Here is a 24441-nt window from a genome sequence, read left to right as displayed (position 1 = left end):
TTTTTATGCTTAAAACAGCTCGTGCGTCTCGCCGTTATCAATAATCTCTGTACCCACCTCATGCACCGCCTGTGTGGTTGGCTGCGTACCTTCGATAAAATACTCGGCACGGCTATTACCGCCGTTAGCGAGCTGGCCGGTGCTGCGGTCAATATTGACCGTCACCACGCCCGGTGGCGGCGTCAGCGGCTGCTCCGGCACGCCTTCAAGAACGGATTTCATGTAGGCATCCCAGGCCGGCTGCGCGCTTTTGGCACCGCCTTCGTAGCCGGAAATCTGATCTTTAATCGCGCCGGATGCCGTGGTACGGCCTAAATCACGGCGATGATCGTCGAAACCGATCCAGACTGACGTCACCACACCCGGCCCATAGCCGGAGAACCACGCATCCTTCGAGCTGTTAGTTGTACCGGTTTTACCGCCGATATCATGGCGCTGCAGATCGCGCCCTGCTCGCCAGCCGGTACCCTGCCAGCCGGGTTCACCGAAGATGTTGGTGTTCAGCGCGCTCTTGATCAGGAACGCCAGCGGCGTGTTGATCACGTGCGGGGCGTACTCCTGCGCGCCGGTCTGCGCCACCAGCGACTGGTTAGCCTGCTCCAACTGCGGCTGCGGCAAGACGATATTTGGCTGCTCCTGAGAAACGGCAGGGTCTTCCATGTCCTTGTTTTCGAGCACCTCGGATTTCGGCGTGTTGCCGTAAATAACCGGAATATCACACTCAGGGCAGGCAATTTTCGGCTTCGCTTCAAACAGCACGCCGCCCTGGTCGTTCTCGATTTTGCTGATGAAGTACGGGTCAACCAGGAAGCCGCCGTTGGCCATCACCGAGTATCCGCGGGCGACCTGAAGCGGCGTAAAGGAGGCTGAGCCCAGCGCCAGCGACTCGGTGCGAACGATGTTCTGCGCCGGGAAGCCGAAGCGCTGCAGGTACTCTGCCGCATAGTCGACGCCCATCGCGCGCATGGCACGCACCATCACCACGTTTTTCGACTGCCCCAGACCCTGGCGAAGACGAATAGGACCGGCATACTCCGCAGGAGAGTTCTTCGGCTGCCAGTCGGAACCGGCACCGGCATCCCAGCGGGAGATCGGCACGTCGTTTAGGATGCTGGCAAGGGTCAGTCCCTTATCCATCGCAGCCGTGTAGAGGAACGGCTTGATGTTGGAACCCACCTGACGCAGCGCCTGCGTGGCGCGGTTAAATTTGCTCTGGTTGAAATCGAACCCGCCGACCAGCGCCATTACCGCCCCGTTCTGTGGGTTGATGGAGACCAGAGCCGAGTTCACATCCGGTACCTGCGCCAGCCACCAGGCATCGCCTGACTTGCGCACCCAAATCTGCTGCCCGGCCTGTACCACGTCGGTCACCTTGCGCGGCGTTGGCCCCTGCAGGGTGTCCGAACGGTATGGACGCGCCCAGCGAATACCGTCCATGCGCAGGGAGACGGACGTGCCGTCCGCCAGCGTCGCAACGGCTTCCTGAGGATCGGCCTGCGTCACTACGGCTGGAAGGAGCGGACCATAGGTTGGCAGCGCTTTCAGCGTGCTGGTGATTTTTTTGCTGTCCCATGCGCTTTCGCCCACTTTCCAGAGCACGTTCGACGGTCCGCGATAGCCGTGACGCATATCGTAGTCCATCACGTTATTGCGCACCGCGTCCTGAGCCGCCTGCTGCACTTTACGGGTAATGGTGGTGTATACGCGATAGCCATCTTCATAGGCCTTGTCGCCATAACGACTCACCATCTCCTGGCGCACCATTTCGGTCAGATAAGGGGCAGAGAAGGCGATCTCAGGGGCGTGATAATTGGCGTCAATGACGTCGTTACGCGCCTGGTCGTACTCGCTCTGGCTGATATAGCCTTCGCTCAGCATACGTGACAGGACGACATTACGACGTGAGGTAGCGCGATCGAGCGAGTAAAGCGGGTTAAACGTGGACGGCGCTTTTGGCAGACCGGCAATGGTTGCCATTTCGCTTAGGGTGAGCTGTTCAACAGGCTTACCGAAGTACACCTGCGCGGCTGCCCCCACGCCATAGGCACGGTAGCCCAGATAGATTTTATTGAGGTACAGCTCAAGGATCTCGTCCTTGTTCAGCAGTTGCTCAATACGGATCGCCAGGAACACCTCTTTGATCTTACGCGTCAGCGTCTTTTCAGGGCTGAGGAAGAAGTTACGCGCCAGCTGTTGCGTAATGGTGCTCGCCCCCTGGGAGGCGTGACCGGAGAACAACGCAATGCTTGCGGCACGGAAAATCCCGACCGGATCGACACCGTGGTGCTCGTAGAAACGGCTGTCCTCCGTGGCGATAAAAGCTTTCACCATCACGGGGGGAATTTGGTTTAAGGTCAGCGGGATACGACGCTTCTCGCCATACTGGGCCATCAGCTCGCCATCGGCGCTATAGACCTGCATTGGGATCTGGAGACGCACATCGCGGAGCGTGGCGACATCAGGTAGCTGTGGCTCAATATATTTGTACAAACCGTAAATCGAGCCTGCTCCCAGCAGAATGCAACAGACTGCAAGGATGAATAAATACTTTACGAACTTCACCGGAGATTTCCCATTTGGTTTCACTTGGGCAGTTTCTAAACAATCGCGCGGTAGTATAAAGGCAAGCCTGATTCATTGATATAGCCGTCAAGGCGACGGGTGATAAGGAGATCGTGAAGCATGGCTTTCAAAACATGGCAAACGGGCGTTCATATTCAACAGGATAAGGTCCTGATTACGGCACTGGTCCGGGAGAGAGGCGGCTGGTGCTTACGCCGCTGGTGGGCCATTTCTCTGGCCGAAGGCATCATTCGTGACGGCAAAATTTGTCAGCCAGAAGCGCTGGCCGATGCCTTACGCGACTGGCGAAAAGCGCTCCCGCACTACCACCGGGTATTTCTCTCCTTTCCTGCTGCACGGACTCTGCAAAAAACGTTGCCCCGACCGGCTCTTGCATTGCGCGACAGCGAGCAGCTCTCGTGGATGGGGGCGGCGCTTTCGCGCGAACTGGAGATGTCGACAGAGTCCCTCTGTTTCGACTACACCCAGGACACCTTCAGCAATACGTTTCACGTGACTGCCGCACAAAACAAAGAGGTTGAAACGCTTCTTGATCTGGCGAAAACGCTACGTTTGCGGCTGGCGACCATCACCCCGGATGCCAGCGCGCTGGCGAACCTGCTGCCTGCGGTAGCGCCGACGCAGTGCGTCGCCTGGCGGGATGCGCATCACTGGCTGTGGGCTATGCGCCATCAGTGGGGGCGTCGTTATACCACTGAAGCAGAAAACGTCACTGAGCTGGCGGCGCTGCTGGCCCTTAACCAGAATGACATCGCGTTCTTTGATGCCGAACGAACCCCATGGGAAATGCTGCAGCGCTGGCATGCGCCTCTTCCCGAATGCGGGGCTGACTATACCGTCGCGCTGGCGCTGGCCATGAGCGAGGTGCCTGAATGAACGTGACCAACCTCCTGCCCTGGCGTCAGCAGCGGCGCGCGCGATGCCTGCGTTTCTGGGGCGGCGTATTTGTCGGCGCATTGCTGCTCATGCTGATGGCCGTTTTTAGCATAAGGATGAACCATCTGGTAACGCTGCGCGCGCTACAGGCTCAACTGGCGGGTACGCAGTCCGTGCAGCGTGGTCTTGTGTCTCGACAGCGACCCACCGCAGAGGTGCAGAACCCTGCGGGCACGCCGCCGCGCCGCGCATGGCAACCGGTGCTGGAGTCACTTTCTGAGGCCATGCCTGCGCAGGTATGGCTGACAGAGCTGCGTTATCAGCCTCCTGCTCTGATGTTGATCGGCTATGCCACTACCCTGCAGGCGCTTTCTGCCTTGCGTAATGGGCTGGAGCACATAGACGGCTTTACGCCCGGTTCTGAGGGGGAACTCCGGCAGGATAGCCAGGGGCGCTGGATGTTCACTCTGCACCTGAAAAGCGAGGGGTAATGCGTGGAGACCTTGCTAGAACGCTGGTGTGAAAGTCGTCCCTGGTGTCGGCTGGTCTGCGGGGGGCTGGGTATTCTCCTGATGGGCCTGACAGCATGGGGTGTATTGCTCCGGCCAGCAGAGAGGCAGTGTGCGGATCAGCGGCAGCAGGTGAGCCAGGCGGCGCGGACTAACGCGTCGCTGTGGCCCACCGCCAGTCAGGTGCCGTTTAGCCCGCAAACCCGGACGGCACTGGAGGTAAAGCCCTTTTCACCGCTCGATTTTCAGGGGGAGGGTACAAGGCTCCTTCACTGGAAGCCGTTGCAAAACGGTGGTGAACTGGCGCTGGAGGCGCAGTGGCAGGCGATCCCGCCTCTTTTTTCCCGGCTGGCGCAGCGGGATGTGCGGGTCGCTGCTTTCACGCTTGCGCCACAAAGTACGGCGTTACGCCTGAGGCTGGAGCTGGAACATGCGAAATAGCGCGAGATACCTGCTGGTTTGCTCGGCGCTGCTGTTGACCGGCATGCGCGATCCGTTTCGCCCGCCGGACGACCCCTGCGCCACAGCCGAACTGGCACAGTGGCACTACCGCGGAATGGTGGGAGGGCAGCAGCGCGTTGGTATTTTGCTGGATGGGCAACGGCGCTGGCATCGTCTGAAAGAGCACGAACGTTTCCCGGCGGGCTGGCGGATAACGGCCATCAATGAAACGGAACTGGTTATTGATGTGGGTGACACATGCGATCCCGAAGAATGGGCGTGGCAACGAGAAGGAAAGGATAAAAATGAAGTTAAGGATAGTGCTGTTGCTGCTGGCGTTCAGCCGCCCGCTGTGGGCCGCCGCGCCAAAGCCGGTCACGCTGGTGGTGGATGACGTGCCGGTGGTTCAGGTGCTACAGGCGCTGGTTGCGCAGGAGAACCGTAATCTGGTGGTATCGCCGGATGTCGGCGGCACGCTCTCGCTTAACCTGACGCGCGTTCCCTGGCGGCAGGCGTTACAGACGGTAGTCACCAGCGCCGGACTCGTTTTACGAGAGGAGGGCGGTATTTATTATGTCCATACCGCGGCCTGGCAGCGTGAACAGCGGGAACGTTTAGAGCAGGAGCGAGCGCGTCGACAGCTTGATGCTCCGCTGGTCTCGCACAGCATCCCATTTTCTTATGCGGATGCCGGAGAACTGCAAAAAGCGGCTGAAAAGCTCCTGAGCCCAAAGGGGAGTTTATCTGTCGACAAACGCACCAACCGTCTGCTCATCAGGGATAACCAGGCGGTGCTGGAGGCGCTGCAGCAGTGGGCGGCTCAGATGGATATTCCCGTCGAGCAGGTCGAACTGGCGGCGCACATTGTCACCATTAATGAAAAAAGCCTGCGAGAGTTGGGGGTGAAGTGGAATCTTGCCGAGGCCACTGAGGCGGGCAAGGTTGGACAGCTCACGACGCTTGGCAGCGATCTTTCCGTGGCCAGTGCTACCACGCATGTGGGGTTTAACATCGGGCGGATTAACGGCAGGCTGCTGGATCTGGAGCTCTCTGCGCTGGAGCAAAAACAGCAGGTCGATATCATTGCCAGCCCGCGGCTGCTGGCCTCGCACATGCAACCGGCCAGCATTAAGCAGGGGAGTGAGATCCCGTATCAGGTTTCAAGCGGTGAAAGCGGGGCGACCTCGGTGGAGTTCAAAGAGGCGGTACTCGGAATGGAGGTCACGCCGGTAGTATTGCCCGGTGGACGCGTGCGCCTGAAGCTACACATCAGTGAAAACATGCCGGGACAGGTGCTGCAGCAGGCCGATGGCGAAACGCTTGCCATCGATAAGCAGGAGATAGAAACCCAGGTGGAGGTAAAAAGTGGAGAAACGCTGGCGCTGGGGGGGATTTTCTCGCAAAAGAACAAAACCGGCAGTGACAGCGTGCCCGGGCTTGGGAGCATCCCCTGGCTGGGACAGCTTTTTCGCCATGATGGAAAAGATAATGAGCGGCGTGAGTTAGTGGTGTTTATTACGCCACGTCTGGTCGGTATTCACTAACGGGTAACGATCCCCGCAATGATTTTGCATTCAGATTGTTGCAGATGTTTGACGTGGGGCATGAATTAGCATACAAGGAGTACCGATTTGAGTTGGACTTACGTCTTATTACCTTATGCGTCCGGCGCGGTGATTTAATCAGTTGCCAAACAAGCCGGAGTATTGAGATAATTTTTAGTCTGACTCTCGCTCTATTGCATATGAGGTTTCAGTTCATGTCCTGCTACGCCGGGTGTCTGCGAAGCGGGGATTACCATTAACGAATAGTCTTAGTAGTACCGATAAAATGGCAGAGAAACGCAATATCTTTCTGGTTGGGCCTATGGGTGCCGGCAAAAGCACTATTGGGCGTCAGTTAGCTCAACAACTCAATATGGAATTTTACGATTCTGATCAAGAGATTGAGAAACGAACCGGAGCTGATGTGGGCTGGGTTTTCGATGTAGAAGGCGAAGAAGGTTTCCGTGACCGAGAAGAAAAAGTGATCAACGAACTCACGGAAAAACAGGGCATCGTACTGGCAACAGGCGGCGGCTCTGTGAAATCTCGCGAAACCCGCAACCGTCTCTCCGCCCGTGGCGTAGTGGTCTATCTTGAGACGACCATTGAGAAACAGCTGGCACGTACGCAGCGCGATAAAAAGCGCCCGCTGCTGCAGGTTGAAACGCCACCACGCGAAGTTCTGGAAGCGTTGGCCGACGAACGCAATCCGCTGTATGAAGAGATTGCCGATGTGACCATTCGTACCGACGATCAGAGCGCTAAAGTGGTTGCAAACCAGATTATTCATATGCTGGAAAGCAACTGATTCTGGCTTTATATACACTCGCCTGCGGGTAAAAGCATTAAAGGTGGATGTCGCGTCATGGAGAGGATTACAGTTACTCTCGGGGAACGTAGTTACCCTATCACCATCGCGGCTGGTTTGTTTAACGACCCAGCTTCCTTTTTACCACTAAAAGCGGGTGATCAGGCGATGCTGGTCACCAATGAGACGCTGGCTCCGCTTTATCTCGACCGCGTGCGCCACCTGCTTGAGCAGGCAGGCGTAAAAGTCGACAGTGTGATTCTGCCCGATGGCGAGCAGTATAAAAGCTTGACGGTACTCGATACCGTCTTTACCGCATTGCTGCAAAAACCGCACGGTCGCGATACAACACTGCTTGCCCTGGGCGGCGGTGTTGTGGGCGATCTGACCGGCTTTGCGGCCGCAAGCTATCAGCGTGGCGTCCGTTTTATTCAAATCCCGACCACGTTGCTGTCTCAGGTCGACTCCTCTGTCGGTGGCAAAACGGCAGTCAACCATCCCCTCGGCAAAAACATGATTGGCGCGTTCTACCAGCCTGCGTCGGTGGTGGTGGATCTCGACTGCCTGAAAACCCTGCCGAAACGCGAGCTGGCCTCTGGGCTGGCTGAAGTGATCAAATACGGCATTATTCTGGATGGCGAGTTCTTTAACTGGCTTGAAGAGAATATGGATGCGCTGCTGCGCCTGGATGAGGCGAAACTGGCATACTGCATTCGTCGTTGTTGTGAGCTGAAAGCAGAAGTTGTCGCGGCAGACGAGCGTGAAACCGGCTTACGTGCTTTACTGAATCTTGGGCATACGTTTGGCCACGCCATTGAAGCCGAAATGGGTTACGGCAACTGGCTGCACGGTGAAGCCGTCGCGGCTGGCATGGTCATGGCAGCCCGCACCTCTGAACGTCTTGGGCAGTTTAAACCGGAAGAGACGGCACGTATCATTGCGCTACTTGAACGTGCAGGTTTGCCGGTCACCGGGCCGCAGGAGATGTCGGCGGAGGCGTATTTACCCCACATGATGCGCGATAAAAAAGTATTGGCAGGTGAGATGCGTCTTGTACTCCCGCTTGCAATAGGGAAGAGTGAAGTGCGCGGCGGAGTGTCGCACGATGTCGTTCTTGGCGCCATTGCTGATTGCCAGCAGGCGTAACAACTAGAAAGGTCAGGCCACTGTTATCGGTGGTCGTTTAGCTTCAGGCGAAATGCAAAGATGTAGGCATAAGCCTTTGAGTGGGGTGTTAAATGGATGAATTCAAACCAGAAGACGAGCTGAAACCCGATCCCAGCGATCGTCGTACTGGTCGTTCTCGTCAATCTTCAGAACGTGATAACGAGCCGCAGATCAACTTTGACGATGTTGATCTGGATGCAGACGATCGTCGCCCTTCGCGCAGCCGCAACGCGCGTGATGAGCGAGAAGAAGAGGATTATGAGTCCGAAGAAGATTCAATGGACGAACAGCCTGTAGAGCGTCGCCCGCGTAAACGTAAAAAAGCCGCAGCGCAGAAACCGGCCTCCCGTCAGTACATCATGATGGGACTTGGCGTTCTGGTGCTTGTGCTGCTGATTGTTGGCATTGGCTCTGCGCTGAAAGCACCGTCCACCAACTCAACCGAACAAACCGCCTCCGCAGAGAAGAGCATCAACCTCTCCGGTAATGATGCGACGGATCAGGCGAATGGTGCACAGCCAGCGCCGGGCACCACTTCCGCTGAGCAGACTGCCAGCAACACAACGACGCCGCAGGATGTTTCTCTGCCGCCCGTTTCATCAACGCCTGCTCAGGGCCAGGCACCTGTCACGCCCGAAGGCCAGCAGCGTGTTGAAGTTCAGGGAGACCTGAACAATGCGCTGATGCAGCCGCAAAACCAGCAGCAGGTTGATAACGTTGTGGTTAACTCTACGCTGCCAACTGAACCTGCAACCGTCGCGCCGATCCACGGTGCTACCGCGCAGCCGCAGACGGCAGCAACGGAAACTAAACCGCGCCAGACGCAAACTGCGACGCGTCCTGAACGTAAGCAGGCGGTCATTGAGCCGAAGCGTGAAACCAAGCCTCAGGCCGTGGTAAAAGCGCCTGAAGTGAAAGCCGCACCGGCACAGCCGAAACGCTCTGAAACGGCTGCCGTGAGCGAGCCGGCTAAAGCGCCAGTCACGCAGACTGCGCCGAAAGCGACGGCAACCACAACGGCACCTGCTGCCACCGCTGCGCCTGCCGCAACGGCGACGGCTTCCAGTGCTGCAGCAGGTAAATCAGCTGGCAACGTCGGTTCGCTGAAATCTGCACCGTCCAGCAACTACACGCTGCAGTTGAGCAGTTCGTCTAACTATGACAACCTCAACGGCTGGGCGAAGAAATCGAATCTGAAAAACTACGTGGTTTATCAGACAACCCGTAACGGACAGCCGTGGTACGTGCTGGTGAGCGGTGTGTATGCTTCTAAAGATGAAGCGAAGCGCGCCGTGGCGACACTGCCAGCAGACGTTCAGGCGAAAAACCCGTGGGCGAAGCCGATTCATCAGGTGCAGGCCGATCTGAAGTAATGTTTAAAGCGCAGGATGCTGTCGGAGCTTTCTCCACAGCCGGAGAAGGTGTAATCAGTTAGTCAGCATGAAAAAAAATCGCGCTTTTCTGAAATGGGCAGGGGGGAAATACCCCCTGCTCGATGATATTAAAAAGCACCTGCCAAAAGGCGAGTGTCTTATCGAGCCCTTCGTGGGTGCGGGATCGGTGTTCCTGAACACCGATTTTTCTCGTTATATCCTGGCGGATATCAACAGCGACCTTATCAGCCTCTATAACATCGTTAAGCTGCGTACCGATGAGTATGTGGAAGAGGCGCGCAAGCTGTTTACGCCAGAGAACAACAGCCCTGACGTTTACTATCAGTTCCGCACGGAATTTAATCAGAGCCAGGATCCGTTCCGCCGCGCGCTGCTGTTCCTTTACCTCAACCGTCATGGTTACAACGGCCTGTGCCGGTATAATCTGCGCGGCGAATTTAACGTGCCCTTTGGTCGTTATAAGCGCCCGTACTTCCCGCAGGACGAGCTGTATCATTTTGCGAAGAAAGCGCAGAATGCAGAGTTCCACTGCCTCTCCTATGAAGAGTGCATGGAACTGGCAGGCGTAAACTCGGTGGTCTACTGCGATCCGCCTTATGCGCCGCTGTCTGCGACGGCGAACTTCACCGCCTACCACACCAATAGCTTCAGCCCGGCCGAACAGGCCCGCCTGGCGGAGATGGCGGAAAAACTGGTCAGCAAAAGAATTCCGGTGTTAATTTCAAATCACGATACCCCTGATACGCGCGAATGGTACAAAGCCGCGAAGCATTTTCAGGTTAAGGTGCGGCGTAGCATTAGCAGCAACGGCGGCACACGTAAAAAGGTGGACGAACTCTTGGCTCTTTATCGCCCCTGAGCCGTTTTGCCCGCCGGTAAACACATTTCAAGGAGATGCGGATGAAACAGTTTTTGATTGCCCCCTCAATTCTGTCGGCCGATTTTGCCCGCCTGGGTGAAGACACGGCGGAAGCTCTCGCAGCTGGCGCAGATGTCGTCCATTTCGACGTTATGGATAACCACTACGTTCCCAATCTGACCATCGGTCCGATGGTGCTCAAGGCCCTGCGTAACTACGGCATTACCGCACCGATCGACGTTCACCTGATGGTGAAGCCTGTCGACCGCATCGTGCCTGACTTCGCCGCAGCGGGCGCCAGCATTATCACTTTCCATCCGGAAGCCTCCGAGCACGTTGACCGCACGCTGCAGCTGATCAAAGAGAACGGCTGTAAGGCGGGGCTGGTGTTTAACCCGGCAACACCGTTGAGCTATCTCGATTACGTGATGGACAAGCTGGACGTGATTTTGCTGATGTCCGTTAACCCGGGCTTTGGCGGCCAGTCGTTCATCCCTCACACGCTGGATAAGCTGCGCGAAGTGCGCCGTCGCATTGACGAGTCTGGCTATGATATTCGTCTGGAAGTGGACGGCGGTGTGAAAGTGAATAATATTGGCGAAATTGCGGCAGCGGGCGCGGATATGTTCGTTGCAGGTTCGGCAATTTTCGACCAACCGGATTACAAAAAAGTCATTGATGAAATGCGCCGCGAGCTGGCGAAGGTAAGTCATGGATAAATTGCAGGCAATTCGGGGTGTGGCATTCGACCTCGACGGCACGCTGGTGGACAGCGCGCCGGGCTTAACGAGCGCCGTCGATCAGGCGCTGTATGCACTGGAACTGCCCGTTGCGGGCGAAGATCGTGTGATTACATGGATTGGCAACGGTGCCGATGTCCTGATGGAGCGCGCGCTGACGTGGGCTCGTCAGGAACGCGCGTCGCAGCGTTCCGCGCAGGGGAAACCAAGCGTCGATCACGCCGATATCCCGCAGGATGAGCAGCTGCGTATTCTGCGCAAGCTGTTCGATCGTTTCTACGAAGAGGCCGTCGAGGAGGGGAGCTTCCTGTTCCCGGATGTCCAGGAAACCCTGAGCGTGCTGCACGCGAAAGGCATCCCGCTGGGGCTGGTGACCAACAAGCCGACGCCGTTTGTTGCGCCGCTGCTGGAGGCGCTGGATATCGCGAAATATTTCTCCGTGATTGTAGGCGGGGATGACGTGCAGAACAAAAAGCCGCATCCGGAGCCGCTGTTGCTGGTGGCAGGAAAATTATCCTTAACGCCTGCGGAGCTGCTCTTTGTCGGGGATTCGCGTAATGATATTCTGGCTGCCCGAGCGGCGGGGTGTCCTTCCGTCGGTTTAACCTATGGCTACAACTACGGTGAGGCCATTACGGTGAGTGAGCCGGATGTTGTGTTCGACCACTTCAAAGATTTGTTGCCCGCACTCGGGCTTTCGCACAGTGAACATCAGGAATTGAATAATGACTAAGCCCATCGTTTTTAGTGGCGCACAGCCTTCAGGTGAATTGACCATTGGTAACTACATGGGTGCGTTGCGTCAGTGGGTGAGCATGCAGGATGACTACCATTGCATTTACTGCATCGTAGATTTGCACGCTATCACCGCGCGTCAGGATCCTGAGAAGCTGCGCAAAGCCACCCTGGACACCCTGGCCCTCTATCTGGCCTGCGGTATCGATCCTGAAAAGAGCACCATTTTCGTTCAGTCTCACGTGCCGGAGCATGCGCAGCTGGGCTGGGCGCTGAACTGCTATACCTATTTCGGCGAGCTGAGCCGCATGACCCAGTTCAAGGATAAGTCTGCCCGTTACTCTGAAAACATCAACGCTGGCCTGTTCGACTATCCGGTGCTGATGGCGGCCGACATCCTGCTGTACCAGACCAACCAGGTGCCGGTGGGTGAAGACCAGAAGCAGCACCTGGAGCTGAGCCGTGATATCGCCCAGCGCTTTAACGCGCTTTACGGCGACGTATTCAAAGTGCCAGAGCCGTTTATTCCGAAATCCGGCGCGCGCGTGATGTCGCTGCTGGAGCCAACCAAGAAGATGTCCAAGTCTGACGATAACCGCAACAACGTTATCGGCCTGCTGGAAGATCCGAAATCGGTGGTGAAAAAGCTCAAGCGCGCTGTCACGGACTCCGACGAACCGCCTGTGGTGCGCTACGACGTGCAGAACAAAGCGGGCGTCTCAAACCTGCTGGATATCCTCTCGGGCGTCACTGGCCAGAGCATCCCTGAACTGGAAAAACACTTCGAAGGCAAGATGTACGGCCACCTGAAGGGTGAAGTGGCAGAGGCCGTTTCCGGCATGCTGACCGAGCTGCAGGAGCGCTACAATCGCTACCGTAACGACGAAGCCTTCCTGCAGAAGGTGATGAAAGAGGGCGCAGAAAAAGCCAGCGCGCGCGCGTCCGAAACCCTGAAAGCGGTGTACGAGGCGATTGGATTTGTGGCGAAACCTTAAGCCGCCACCCGACAAATACGGACTCAATAAAAAAACCGGGAAATCCCCGGTTTTTTTACGCCTGAAAAACGCTTACTGCTGTGCCGCCGGGCCGCAACCGCCGATGATCTTCGAAATGGAGATCGCCGGGTGCAGCAGGTAATCGTAGCTGCAGTTATTTTTAGTATTTTGAACGTGACCGGTGCAGGCGGTCAGAGTCGATAACAGGCCAACCAGAACGGCGGCTTTTGCCAGCTTGAACATACGCATTCCTTGTCAAAAAATCTTAAATTGGATGTAACACGAGGGAATAAATGGAAAAGTTCCACTATGCGAGCGGTATGTTATCGACTGAGGTATGAAGGGAGTAGTCCGCTTAAGGACTACTCGAAGGAGGGAGAATATGCGTTAGTGATTCGAGAACCAGTTCAGCTTATCGCGCAGTTCAACCACGCGACCCACCACAATCAGCGCCGGGCTTTCGACCTGCTGCGCCAGCTCACCGAGCTGCGTCAGCGCGCCATTCACCACGCGCTGCGTAATGGCGGTACCGTTTTCCACCAGCGCAACGGGCATATCAGCCTCCATGCCGTGTTCCAGCAGTTTCGCCTGGATGGTGGCGGCCTGGTTCAGGCCCATGTAGAACACCAGCGTCTGCTTTTCAGCGGCCAGGTTATGCCAGTCCAGTTCGCTGCCGGTTTTCAGGTGGCCCGTAACCAGACGCACGCTCTGAGCGTAGTCGCGATGGGTCAACGGAATGCCTGAGTAGGCTGAACAGCCGGACGCCGCCGTTATGCCCGGCACCACGGAGAACGGAATGCCTGCATTGCACAGGGTTTCCAGCTCCTCGCCGCCGCGGCCAAAGATAAACGGATCGCCGCCCTTGAGGCGCACCACGCGTTTTCCCTTTTGCGCTTCACGCAGCAGGATCTGATTAATCTCCTCCTGCGGCACGCAGTGGTAGCCTGCCCGTTTACCGACGAAGACGCGGTCGGCGTCGCGGCGCACCAGGTTCATGATGTCATCGGAGACCAGGCGGTCATACACCACGATATCCGCCTGCTGGATCTGCTGGAGCCCTTTCAGGGTCAGTAAACCCGCATCTCCCGGACCAGCCCCGACCAGCACCACTTCACCACGGTGATCCAGCGGCTCGCTCAGCAGCTGCTCGGTCGTCTCTTCAACCGCTTTCGCGTCCTGATTCGCCAGCGACTGCGCCAGCCTGTCGTTAACGAAAAATTTCTCCCAGAAGCGACGACGCTCACCCACGGTTGAGAAGGTTTGCTTCACGCGGGAGCGAAGCTGCCCGGCGTAGTGGGCTATCTGGCCGAGATGCTGCGGCAAAATAGCTTCCAGTTTTTCCCGCAGCAGGCGGGCAAGTACGGGCGAGCGGCCGCCGGAAGACACCGCGATCATCAGCGGTGAACGGTCGATAATCGACGGCATGATAAAGCTGGCCTCTTTCGGCGCATCCACCACGTTGCAGAAGATCCGGCGCGCTTCGCAGGCGTCGCTGACGCGCTGGTTCACTTCATCGTCATCCGTCGCGGCAATGGTCAGCCAGCAGGAATCCAGCAGGGACTCATCAAACTCCCCCTGCACCAGCGTGAGCATCCCTTCCTGCGCCCAGACGTCAAACTGCGGAGCGAAGGTGAGGGCATTGACGGTCAGTCGGGCTCCAGCATCCAGCAACAGGCGCGCTTTGCGTTCAGCCACATCGCCGCCGCCCACAAGCAGGCAGTCGCGATGGCGTAATTGACAGAAAATCGGCAGGTGGTCCACGACGTTACCTCACAGCATTCAAGGAGGGGGTAAGAATTGACGTCAGGATAACAGCAGGAATCGTACAGAACATACGGTTTTTCCTGCCGTTACCCATAAGGGGTCATAAGCCTTTCCTATTGGAAAGGCGGAGGTTTACGCTTTGAGCTGCACCTTGCCGTCCTTCACGCGGGCGTCGTAGTGCTTCACGGAGAAGCTTTCATCTTCCATGCAGTGCCCGTCGGTTAAGCGGAAACGCTGCTTTTTCAGCGGGCTGGCGACCCACAGCTCACCCTGGTGTTCAGCAATCAGACCGCGGGAGAGCACGCTGGCCTCAAAGAACGGATCGATATTGCTGATGGCAAAGACCTGTTCATCGTGGCGAGGGCGGAAAATAGCTACCTGCTCGTTACCCAGCAAAGCACAGACGCCGGTTGCTGGCAGAATGTCGTTAATGTTGCAGATGTTTACCCACTGGCTCATGCGTTTTCCTCCACCAGCATCACCGGAATGCGTTCATACGGGGTTGCAGGACGATGCTGTTCGCGCTCCGGCACCACCTGCACGTTCGGGTCGCGCTGGGTGCTGTTGATAAAGTGTTTGAAGCGCGTCTGCGCCGCCGGGGTGTTGACGGTTTCGGTCCACTCGCAGATCACCGCCTCGCGCAGGCGAGCCATCTCGGATTCCAGCTGTTCGTTCAGACCCAGCTTGTCATCAATGATGACCGACTTCAGGTAGTCGATACCGCCTTCGAGATTATCCAGCCAGGACGCGGTACGGGTCAGTTTATCGGCGGTACGAATGTAGAACATCATGAAGCGGTCGAGATACTTGATCAGCGTATCGCGATCGAGATCCGCCGCCAGCAGATCCGCGTGGCGTGGTTTCATCCCGCCATTGCCGCACACGTACAGGTTCCAGCCTTTCTCGGTGGCGATGATCCCTACGTCTTTACCCTGCGCTTCCGCACATTCACGGGTACAGCCGGAGACGCCGAACTTCATTTTGTGCGGGGTACGGATGCCTTTGTAGCGGTTTTCCAGCTCGACGCCGAATCCCACGCTGTCGCCCACGCCGTAGCGGCACCAGGTGCTGCCCACGCAGGTTTTCGCCATACGCAGCGCTTTGGCATACGCGTGACCGGTTTCGAAGCCCGCTTCAATCAACTGACGCCAGATTTCCGGCAGATCATCCTTCTGCGCGCCAAACAGGCCGATACGCTGGGAACCGGTGATTTTGGTGTACAGATTAAATTCACGGGCGATACGGCCCACGGCGACCAGCCCTTCCGGGGTGATTTCGCCACCAGCGGAACGCGGAATGACGGAGTAAGTACCGTCTTTCTGGATGTTCGCCAGGAAGTTATCGTTGGTGTCCTGCAGCGGCGTGTGTTCTGGTTTGAGCACGTACTCATTCCAGCAGGACGCCAGCAGGGAGCCGACGGTCGGCTTACACACTTCACAACCGTAGCCCTGGCCGTGTTTCTCCAGCAGTTCGTCGAAGGACTTGATGCCTTCCACACGGATCAGGTGATACAGCTCCTGGCGAGAGTAAGCGAAGTGCTCGCAAAGGTTGTTGTTCACTTCGATGCCCTGTTTCGCCAGTTCAGCGTTCAGCACCTGAGTCACCAGTGGAATACAGCCGCCGCAGCCGGTACCGGCTTTGGTTTCGGCCTTCAGCGCCGCAACGGTGTGGCAGCCTTTGTTGATGGCGGAGATCAGCATGCCTTTGGTGACGTCGAAGCAGGAGCAAATCTGCGCGCTGTCAGGCAGTTTATCTACGCCGATAGATGGTTTACCGCTGGAGGCGTGCGCCGGCAGGATCAGCGCGTCCGGGTTTTCCGGCAGCTCAATGGCGTTCAGCACCAGCTGGAGCAGGTTACCGAAGTCGCTGGTATCGCCCACCAGCACCGCACCGAGCAGGGTTTTGTTGTCCTGGCTGACGATAAGGCGTTTGTAGACCTCTTTGCTTTCGTCCAGATAGACGTAGCTGCGGGAGTTCGGGGTGCGGCCATGCGCATCGCCGATACCGCCTACGTCCACGCCCAGCAGCTTCAGCTTGGCGCTCATGTCTGCGCCGGTGAAGGCGTTTTCGCTACCGAGGATATGGTCCACGGCGACCTGCGCCATTTTGTATCCTGGCGCCACCAGACCGTACACGCGGTTATTCCAGCTGGCGCACTCGCCAATGGCGTAGATATCCGGATCGGAGGTCTGGCAGGTATCGTTAATCATGATCCCGCCGCGCTGCGCTACCGCCAGGCCGCACTGAGTGGCGAGCTTATCGCGCGGACGAATACCGGTGGAGAAGACGATGAAGTCCACTTCCAGCTCGCTGCCGTCGGCAAAGCGCATGGTTTTACGCGCCTCTGTGCCTTCCTGCACGATCTCTTTGGTGTTCTTGCTGGTGTGAACCTTCACACCCATGCTTTCGATTTTACGACGCAGCTGGTCGCCGCCCATGTGGTCCAGCTGTTCCGCCATCAGCATCGGGGCAAATTCGATAACGTGGGTTTCAACGCCGAGGTTTTTCAGCGCGCCTGCCGCTTCCAGGCCCAGCAGGCCACCGCCAACAACCGCACCGCGTTTGCTTCGACGTGCGCAGGATTCAATGGCGTTGAGGTCTTCAATGGTACGGTAAACGAAGCAATCCTGGGTTTCCGACCCTTTAATCGGCGGGATCCACGGATACGAGCCAGTCGCCATGATCAGCTTATCGTAAAAAACCGTACGCCCGGCGCTGGAGTGGATCACTTTCTCCTGACGGTTGATGGTGATAGCGCGTTCGCCCACCAGCACTTTTACGCCATGCTTCTCGTAAAAACCTTCGCGCACCAGAGAGAGCTCTTCGGCGGTATGGTGAGAGAAGTAGGAAGACAAGTGCACACGGTCGTACGCCTTGCGGGGTTCTTCACAGAACACGGTAATATCGAACTGGTCAGCATCGGCTTTATCGAGAAGATCCTCAATAAAGCGGTGGCCGACCATGCCGTTACCGATGATAGCGAGTCTGACTTTGCTCATTTTTGCCTCGATTTCTTTTCTATTACTGCCTACCTTAACGATTCAGCAGAGGCACTTATTGATGCAAATCAAATACGCCTTCACCTACCCCTTAGTGGGTATATCTATGATTTGTCAGGTTTTTTATAAGTAACGGATATTGTTTGATTTTTGTGCTTGCTTGTTTTTCGCACAAATTTGACGGGGTTTTTTACGAATCGGCAGTCAGAGCGGGTAAGCAGGTTAAAACCCCTTTGCAGAACGCAAAGGGGTTTTGACGATTAGTAGGTAGTCGTTGCCGTATTGTGCTGGCGGTGACGGGTCACGAAGCCCAGAATGAAACACATGATAAACACCACGGCATACAGACCGTTAGCGGTGTGCAGCGCGGCCAGCGGGCCGCTGTGCGCCACAATCGGGCCCGTGACCACGAAGGTCAGCATGGTGCCGATGGTGCCGCAGGTCAGCACGAAGTTCACCAGCTTTGGCGAAGCCACTTTGGTCTGCAGGGAGCCCAGGGTGATGATTGAGGTGTAAATCGCGCTGGAGAAGAAGCCCAGGGTCAGGATGAACCATGGCATATGCTCCGGGGCACCGTTGATGAACAGATACATCAGCACGGTCGCCAGACCCGCCAGGACGGTCAGAATACGTTGCAGGTCGAAGAAGCGCAGGATGAAGCTAAAGGCCCACATGCCGAACATGTAAGACATCCAGAAATCGCTCACCAGTTTGCCCGCGTCGTTCAGGCTCATCCCCAGACCTTTAGCGTATTCAGGTACCCACGAGATAAAGCCCAACTGACCGAGGATGTAGCACAGGGCGGCAATGGAGAGGAACAGCACGCCGATACCCCATTTTTCCTTCGCCACCGGCTCTGAGGTGGTCTGCGCTTTTTTGCCCAGCACCGGGAAGTCACAGCCGAAGGTCAGAATGAAGATCGCGACATAGACCAGACCGATACAGGCGTATACCCAGTACCATTCAATGCTGCGCGCGAGCAGATACGCGGCGACCATCGGGAAAATCATCCCGGCCATGCTGAAGAAGGAGTCGGTAAACAGCAGGCGCGCGCCGCGCTGGCGGCCTTCATACATGTGCGTAATAAGGAACGTACCGATCGACATCGTGATCCCGCTGACAAGGCCCAGCACGAACATGGCGGCGGAGAACAGGGCGATGCTGTGGCCCAACATCAGGCCCGCCACGGCGGCAACCATCAGCACGAAGCCGAAGCGCAGCTGGGTTTTCAGCGGGACGATTTCCATCAGCCAGGCATTCAGGAAGATTGAGATCAGGATCCCCGCGTTGAGGAAGGTGAAGGTGTTACTCATGCTGGAAACGGGCAGCTGGAAGTAGTCTGCGATATTTCCCATCACCATCCCGGTGACGATCACCAACGCGCCGGTCAGGGCGTAGGAGAAGAAGCTTATCCATGTGAGCTTGATGCGATTGCTGTTAGTCATGTCTGGCCTGTTCAGAAAAAGAAAAGCGCCGGTAGGGCGCTGAGAGCGGGCAGATTTTAGTCGCTAAAGTGATCTATTCCTATCTTTTAAGGGAAATGAATATGCCATTGCAGGTTTTAGTGTGATCTAAATCACACTAAATGGCGGTATAACCAATCGTTTGCGCAGTAATAATTGTTTCAATTTCGTAAAATTAGGTAAAAGGCTGGTCTCGGTTCATACTGCTCTTTAGAATCAAGCCATTCGCTTTTTATACTGCGCTTTGTTAAGGAATTCTCATGCTCAAATCAACACTGGCGGCTGTCGCAGCTGTGTTTGCTCTTTCTGCCGTTTCCCCTGCTGCGCTGGCAGCCAAAGGGGACCCTCACGTTCTGCTGACCACCTCTGCCGGGAACATTGAGCTGGAACTAAATAGCCAGAAAGCTCCGGTTTCTGTGAAAAACTTCCTCGACTATGTGAACAGTGGTTTCTATAACAACACCACCTTCCACCGCGTGATCCCTGGCTTTATGATTCAGGGCGGCGGCTTCAACGAGCAGATGCAGCAGAAACAGCCTAACCCACCCATCAAAAACGAAGCGGACAACGGCCTGCTGAACAAGCGCGGCACCATCTCCATGGCGCGCACGGCGGATAAAGACAGCGCCACCAGCCAGTTCTTCCTCAACGTGGCGGATAACGCTTTCCTCGACCACGGCCAGCGCGACTTCGGCTATGCGGTCTTCGGTAAAATTGTGAAAGGGATGGACGTGGCGGACAAAATCTCTCAGGTTCAGACCCACGATGTCGGTCCATACCAGAATGTGCCGTCTAAGCCAGTGGTGATTCTCTCCGCGAAAGTGCTGCCGTAATCGTTCTCCCACACGGGCATATCCTGCCCGTGTCTTTCAGCCCTCCCTGCGAAAGCGCGTTTTGCTGCTTATACTTGTGGCAAACGGACTATTCAGGGAGGCGTTAAGTGAAAAAACTCACCGATAAGCAAAAATCCCGTCTCTGGGAGCAACAGCGTAACGTCAATTTTCAGGCCAGTTGTCTCCTTGAAAAAGGTAATGGTCCTTCAGAGCCCGGCATTGAGACGCTGGAGCTTGGGCCCTCAGCGCCCGGGCTACCGCATCTGTGCCTCATTCATCGCCATCTGTATCACAGAGAGATGAAGCAGGCAGGCGAATTCCGTACCGACGATATTTTTAAGGGTGACATTCCCTTCTGCCATTTTGAGTACATCGAGACGATGGGTAACGAACTGATGGCGGCGCTGGAAAGTGATAAGTATCTTGTGGGTCTTGAAAAAGCGGCGTTTGTTGAAAAAGTGAGCCATTACTACTGTGAAATCAATATGCTGCATCCCTTTATGCGCGGTAATGGCATTGCTCAGCGCGTCTTCTTTGAGCAGCTGGCCATCCACGCAAATTACGCGCTGGACTGGCGGGATATTGATCCCGAGCAGTGGGTGGCGGCGAACCGAAGCGGTGCCACGGGAGATTTGACCGCGCTGAGCGCTATCTTTGCCAAAGTAGTGAGCGAAGCGCGGGAATCTGAGTAGAATAGGGCGGCATTTTTTTCGGGAGCCGCCATGATTCTGCTGATTGATAACTACGATTCCTTCACCTGGAACCTTTACCAGTATTTTTGTGAACTGGGTGCAGAGGTGGTTGTCCGCCGCAACGACGAGCTCAGCCTGTCTGATATTGAGACGCTGGCTCCGAAGAAAATTGTTATTTCGCCGGGACCGTGTACGCCGTCGGAATCGGGCATTTCTCTGGACGTTATTCACCACTATGCCGGCAGGCTGCCGATCCTGGGCGTCTGCCTCGGTCATCAGGCGATTGCCCAGGCATTTGGGGCTACCATCGTGCGTGCCGCGAAAGTGATGCACGGCAAAACCTCGCTGGTCACCCACACCGGCACGGGGGTATTCACAGGGCTGAATAACCCGCTAACCGTGACGCGCTACCATTCGCTGGTGATTGACCCACCGACGCTGCCCGACTGCTTTGACGTGACCGCCTGGAGCGATACGCAGGAGATCATGGGGATTCGCCACCGCGAGTGGGATCTCGAAGGCGTCCAGTTCCATCCTGAAAGTATCCTCAGCGAGCAGGGGCACGCACTGCTGGCAAATTTCCTCAATCGCTGAATATCTGTTGCCTTGTTGTGAGTTTTTATGCATATTTTGTGATTATATTTTCACAATGAATGTGACATAAAATGGATGGGCATGACATGGCAACTGAACAACCAGCAATTACCCGCGCGACATTCGATGAAGTGATTCTGCCGATTTATGCACCGGCTGAGTTTATCCCGGTGAAGGGGAAAGGCAGCCGCGTCTGGGATCAGCAGGGCAAGGAGTATGTGGATTTCGCGGGCGGTATTGCGGTCACGGCGCTGGGCCACTGCCATCCTGCGCTGGTGGACGCGCTGAAAACCCAGGGCGAAACCCTGTGGCACACCAGCAACGTGTTCACCAACGAACCTGCGCTGCGCCTGGGCCGCAAGATCATTGATGCCACGTTTGCCGAGCGCGTGCTGTTTATGAACTCCGGCACCGAAGCCAACGAAACCGCCTTTAAGCTGGCGCGCTACTACGCCACCACGCGCCATAGCCCGTACAAAACTAAAATCATCGCCTTCCATAACGCCTTCCACGGACGCTCTTTCTTTACCGTCTCCGTTGGCGGCCAGCCGAAGTATTCCGACGGCTTCGGTCCGAAACCAGCCGACATTATCCACGTGCCGTTTAACGATCTGCACGCGGTGAAAGCGGTGATGGACGACCACACCTGCGCAGTGGTGGTGGAGCCGATTCAGGGCGAAGGCGGCGTGACCGCGGCAACCCCGGAATTCCTGAAAGGGCTGCGCGAACTGTGCGACGAACATCAGGCGCTACTGGTGTTTGATGAAGTGCAGTGCGGGATGGGGCGTACCGGAGAGCTGTTTGCCTACATGCACTACGGCGTGACGCCGGATATTCTGACCAGCGCCAAAGCGCTCGGCGGCGGTTTTCCGGTGAGTGCGGTACTGACGACGCAGGAGATTGCCTCTGCGTTCCACGTCGGGTCTCACGGCTCGACCTACGGCGGTAACCCGCTGGCGAGCGCCGTGGCGGGCGCCGCGTTCGACATCATCAACACGCCAGAGGTGCTAAACGGCGTTAGCGCGAAACGCGAGCTGTTTGTGCAGCATCTCCAGCAGATTAACAATAAGTACGACGTATTCAGCGAGATCCGCGGCATGGGGCTGCTGATTGGTGCGGAGCTTAAGCCGCAGTACAAAGGCCGCGCGCGCGATTTCCTGCACGCAGCCGCGCACGAAGGGGTGATGGTGCTAAATGCCGGGCCTGACGTGATGCGCTTTGCGCCGTCGCTGGTGGTGGAAGAGAAAGATATTGACGACGGGTTAACCCGCTTTGCCGCGGCGATCGAGAAGATCGTAAAAGGCTAATACTCGGTTCGCTTTAACCGCCGCGTTAACCAAATGCCGTGATGCGGGCGCTGACGCCATGCCACCGACGAAATGGTGTGCATGGTGTTCAGATGTCCCAGCACGCGCTGCAAATGCTGCTCCAGGGTGCTCATCGGCCCGTGGGTCAGCGTCTCCGGTGCCTCCAGAATGTTCGAATCCCCCGACTCGCCCGGCGCGTCATACTCCAGACGCTGCTGACACCGCTGCAGGGCAATTTCACAGGACTGCAAATAGCGCTGCGCCAGATCCGGCGTCAGCATGGTGTGCTCGCGCGCCAGCGTGGTCATGGCGTTAATGTGCTCGACGATAAACTGGCTGTGCGTGACCCACAGCTTCATATCGGCAAGATAGTGTGAGTTAAAGCCCGGCTCCTGCATCGCCTGATTCAGCGAGTTAAACAGGGCGTTATGCGCCTGGTTGACCTTCATCCGCTGATACGCCAGCGGGGAAGGCTGCGGATCGTCGCTCAGGATCAGTCGAATGGCCTGCTGATCGGCCTCCAGCGCGTCGTGGGCGTTCTGCCTCAGCAGCCCGCTCTGCCACTGCGGCCACAGCCAGACCATGCCCCCAAAGGCGATCAGGCAGCCAATCAGCGTGTCGATCAGGCGGGCAATGATGAACTGTTCGCCGTTAAGCGTCAGCAGCTGCAGGGTATATACCGCCGTCACGGTAAAGCCCACCATCGCCCAGCCGTAGTTTTTGCGAATGATTAGATAGCTTACCAGGGTGATCGCCAGCATGCCCGCCAGGGTATAGCCCTCGGGCACGTGAAAATGCAGCGTCACGCCCGCAATAATCAGCCCCGCCATCGTGCCGCCTGCCCGGTGCAGAATGCGCACCCGCGTGGCGCCATAGCCGTTCTGGGTAACAAACAGCACGGTCATTAAGATCCAGTACGGTTTCGGCAGGTGGAGCGCCATGCCCATCAGGCTGGCGATACTGAGCATGACGCTAATTCTTGCAGCGTTGCGCAGAGCGGAAGATTTCAGAGACAGGTAGCTTCTCAGCGCCGGCAGCAGCGGCAGACGTTTCTGTTTATCCGCCATCAGGTCACGGGAATAAAGCGGGCGCTGGGTGCGCAGCACGCGGGCGATGCGGCTGAAGTGCCAGGCGGCGAACTGGCCGACCGGGTTATCCGGGTGCTGACGGGCAATTTTCTCCAGCGCGCCGAGCTGTTTGTCCATGTTGAAGCGCGTGGGGTAGCGGTGGTAGAGAATATCATCGGCCAGCACCCGCAGGCGCGCGGAGACGGTTTGTGCGTTCCAGCGGATCACCGCTTCGGCATGGCTGCGCTCAACCAGCTTTTGCACCTCCTGCGGGTGGTGAAGGCTAACGGAGATATGCTCCTGAAGATCCAGCCCCACCTGAAAGGTGCGCAACAGCCGTTTATATTCGTGGTTCTTGTTGGCGGCGAGCATATGCAGCTGCTGATAGCACTGGCTTATCAGGTCTACCACCTTTTGCTGGCGCGTCAGCAGCGGCGGTAAGGATTTTTCCGGATCCGTATGCTGGGTGAGCAGGGTGTATTTGGCTTCACAGTAATCCGCAAGCTGCACGTAGAGCAGGCTCAGAGATTCGCGCAGCGGCTGCTCCCGCCACAGCCAGAACCAGAACCAGTTAAACAGCCCGTACCACAGCGTGCCGAGGGCGTAGATCAGCAGCGGCTCCCACACAGGCATATTACCGGCGAGGCTCAGGGTGAAGATGGCCGCAATGAGTGACGCGGGAAGCAGACGGGCATGGAGCGAGCTGATTTCGGCGGTGACGCCGAGGGTCATCGCCAGCACGGTCAGGATCAGCGGCAGGGGAATATCACGAGCCAGCAGAAGCTGCACCGCGAGGCTACAGCCAGCAAACAGCGAGCCGCCAATTATCAGACGTTTGAAAAAGCGTTTATGGGGCGTGTCCAGACCGGCAATGTTGCAGCAGGCGGGGACGAGAGAAAACAGCAGGCCCTGCTGAAGATGTCCCAGGATCAGGCCCACGGCCACGGGAAGACACAGCACCAGCGTTTGTCGTAGTGCGTAGTTAACTTCCGGGTGATAGATCAGCCTGCGCCACATGGGGAAAAGAGACAAAAACGGCGTGACACCTCGCGATGGCACGCCGTTTAGGCA

The 24441-nt window shown here is 56.9% G+C and carries 23 protein-coding genes; 16 read left to right on the top strand and 7 right to left on the bottom strand.

The window, feature by feature from the left end; all coding sequences use genetic code 11:
* Positions 1-9: 9 nt before the first annotated feature.
* The gene (gene mrcA, locus APT89_RS20575) at positions 10-2562 is read right to left on the bottom strand and encodes a peptidoglycan glycosyltransferase/peptidoglycan DD-transpeptidase MrcA (protein ID WP_060573438.1); all 2553 of its coding nucleotides are present in this window, start codon (positions 2560-2562) and stop codon (positions 10-12) included.
* Between the two features lie 120 nt (positions 2563-2682).
* Between mrcA and APT89_RS20570 the strand changes: the two genes are divergently transcribed.
* From APT89_RS20570 to trpS, 12 genes are all read left to right on the top strand, one after another.
* A complete protein-coding gene (locus APT89_RS20570; RefSeq protein WP_045630309.1) occupies positions 2683-3459 on the top strand; it encodes a hypothetical protein in 777 nt (258 codons plus the stop codon).
* Positions 3456-3950: a PilN domain-containing protein gene (locus tag APT89_RS20565; protein ID WP_041911917.1), complete on the top strand. Its 495-nt coding sequence runs from the start codon at positions 3456-3458 to the stop codon at positions 3948-3950. The genes APT89_RS20570 and APT89_RS20565 overlap by 4 nt, the downstream gene beginning before the upstream one ends.
* A 3-nt stretch (positions 3951-3953) precedes the next feature.
* Entirely contained in the window at positions 3954-4409 is a 456-nt protein-coding gene (locus APT89_RS20560; protein ID WP_041911918.1) for a HofO family protein, read from the top strand.
* Positions 4399-4803, top strand: coding sequence for a HofP DNA utilization family protein (locus APT89_RS20555; RefSeq protein WP_041911919.1), 405 nt, complete (start codon positions 4399-4401; stop codon positions 4801-4803). The genes APT89_RS20560 and APT89_RS20555 overlap by 11 nt, the downstream gene beginning before the upstream one ends.
* A complete protein-coding gene (gene hofQ / locus APT89_RS20550; RefSeq protein ID WP_041911920.1) occupies positions 4715-5953 on the top strand; it encodes a DNA uptake porin HofQ in 1239 nt (412 codons plus the stop codon). The genes APT89_RS20555 and hofQ overlap by 89 nt, the downstream gene beginning before the upstream one ends.
* Before the next feature lie 286 nt (positions 5954-6239).
* Entirely contained in the window at positions 6240-6761 is a 522-nt protein-coding gene (gene aroK / locus APT89_RS20545) for a shikimate kinase AroK (RefSeq protein WP_003861630.1), read from the top strand.
* Positions 6762-6818: 57 nt separating this feature from the next.
* A complete protein-coding gene (gene aroB, locus APT89_RS20540; RefSeq protein ID WP_045630311.1) occupies positions 6819-7907 on the top strand; it encodes a 3-dehydroquinate synthase in 1089 nt (362 codons plus the stop codon).
* A 92-nt stretch (positions 7908-7999) separates the two neighbouring features.
* Positions 8000-9301 (top strand): cell division protein DamX, encoded by a 1302-nt coding sequence (gene damX / locus APT89_RS20535; RefSeq protein WP_047367190.1) that lies wholly within the window; start codon positions 8000-8002, stop codon positions 9299-9301.
* A gap of 67 nt (positions 9302-9368) precedes the next feature.
* Positions 9369-10181 (top strand): adenine-specific DNA-methyltransferase, encoded by an 813-nt coding sequence (dam, locus tag APT89_RS20530; RefSeq protein ID WP_028014659.1) that lies wholly within the window; start codon positions 9369-9371, stop codon positions 10179-10181.
* A 41-nt stretch (positions 10182-10222) separates the two neighbouring features.
* The gene (gene rpe, locus APT89_RS20525) at positions 10223-10900 is read left to right on the top strand and encodes a ribulose-phosphate 3-epimerase (protein ID WP_023333698.1); all 678 of its coding nucleotides are present in this window, start codon (positions 10223-10225) and stop codon (positions 10898-10900) included.
* On the top strand, positions 10893-11654 hold the full coding sequence (gene gph / locus APT89_RS20520) for a phosphoglycolate phosphatase (protein WP_060573436.1): 762 nt from the start codon (positions 10893-10895) through the stop codon (positions 11652-11654). The genes rpe and gph overlap by 8 nt, the downstream gene beginning before the upstream one ends.
* Positions 11647-12651 (top strand): tryptophan--tRNA ligase, encoded by a 1005-nt coding sequence (trpS, locus tag APT89_RS20515; protein ID WP_041911924.1) that lies wholly within the window; start codon positions 11647-11649, stop codon positions 12649-12651. Before gph ends, trpS begins: the two co-directional genes overlap by 8 nt.
* A gap of 72 nt (positions 12652-12723) precedes the next feature.
* Here the strand turns inward: trpS and APT89_RS20510 are convergent, their stop codons facing one another.
* The 5 genes from APT89_RS20510 to tsgA form a co-directional block, all read right to left on the bottom strand.
* Positions 12724-12894: a YhfL family protein gene (locus APT89_RS20510; protein WP_008503029.1), complete on the bottom strand. Its 171-nt coding sequence runs from the start codon at positions 12892-12894 to the stop codon at positions 12724-12726.
* 144 nt (positions 12895-13038) lie between these two features.
* Complete coding sequence (gene cysG, locus APT89_RS20505) at positions 13039-14412, bottom strand: siroheme synthase CysG (RefSeq protein WP_060573434.1); 1374 nt, start codon at positions 14410-14412, stop codon at positions 13039-13041.
* A gap of 135 nt (positions 14413-14547) precedes the next feature.
* Positions 14548-14874 carry a nitrite reductase small subunit NirD gene (gene nirD / locus APT89_RS20500; RefSeq protein ID WP_045259347.1) on the bottom strand — a complete coding sequence of 109 codons (327 nt, stop codon included), beginning with the start codon at positions 14872-14874 and terminating at the stop codon, positions 14548-14550.
* Entirely contained in the window at positions 14871-17414 is a 2544-nt protein-coding gene (nirB, locus tag APT89_RS20495; RefSeq protein ID WP_041911927.1) for a nitrite reductase large subunit NirB, read from the bottom strand. Before nirB ends, nirD begins: the two co-directional genes overlap by 4 nt.
* Positions 17415-17674: 260 nt before the next feature.
* Positions 17675-18859 (bottom strand): MFS transporter TsgA, encoded by a 1185-nt coding sequence (gene tsgA / locus APT89_RS20490; protein ID WP_060573432.1) that lies wholly within the window; start codon positions 18857-18859, stop codon positions 17675-17677.
* A gap of 278 nt (positions 18860-19137) precedes the next feature.
* Between tsgA and ppiA the strand changes: the two genes are divergently transcribed.
* The 4 genes from ppiA to argD all read left to right on the top strand — a co-directional run bounded on the left by ppiA (position 19138) and on the right by argD (position 22303).
* Positions 19138-19710 carry a peptidylprolyl isomerase A gene (gene ppiA / locus APT89_RS20485; protein ID WP_032644556.1) on the top strand — a complete coding sequence of 191 codons (573 nt, stop codon included), beginning with the start codon at positions 19138-19140 and terminating at the stop codon, positions 19708-19710.
* Positions 19711-19817: 107 nt separating this feature from the next.
* Complete coding sequence (locus APT89_RS20480; protein WP_028014650.1) at positions 19818-20402, top strand: putative adenosine monophosphate-protein transferase Fic; 585 nt, start codon at positions 19818-19820, stop codon at positions 20400-20402.
* Between the two features lie 30 nt (positions 20403-20432).
* Complete coding sequence (gene pabA, locus APT89_RS20475) at positions 20433-20996, top strand: aminodeoxychorismate synthase component 2 (protein ID WP_060573430.1); 564 nt, start codon at positions 20433-20435, stop codon at positions 20994-20996.
* Positions 20997-21082: 86 nt separating this feature from the next.
* Entirely contained in the window at positions 21083-22303 is a 1221-nt protein-coding gene (gene argD / locus APT89_RS20470) for a bifunctional acetylornithine/succinyldiaminopimelate transaminase (RefSeq protein ID WP_192841527.1), read from the top strand.
* Here argD and APT89_RS20465 read toward each other — a convergent pair.
* Positions 22300-24387, bottom strand: coding sequence for a YccS/YhfK family putative transporter (locus APT89_RS20465; protein ID WP_060573427.1), 2088 nt, complete (start codon positions 24385-24387; stop codon positions 22300-22302). The two genes, argD and APT89_RS20465, sit on opposite strands and share 4 nt — an antisense overlap.
* Between the last annotated feature and the right edge of the window lie 54 nt (positions 24388-24441).

It is taken from the genome of Enterobacter sp. 50588862, assembly GCF_001462935.1.
In the GTDB taxonomy this organism is placed as follows: domain Bacteria; phylum Pseudomonadota; class Gammaproteobacteria; order Enterobacterales; family Enterobacteriaceae; genus Enterobacter; species Enterobacter bugandensis.
Note: the sequence above shows the minus strand (reverse complement) of the source record. Positions and strands in the feature narration are given on the sequence as shown.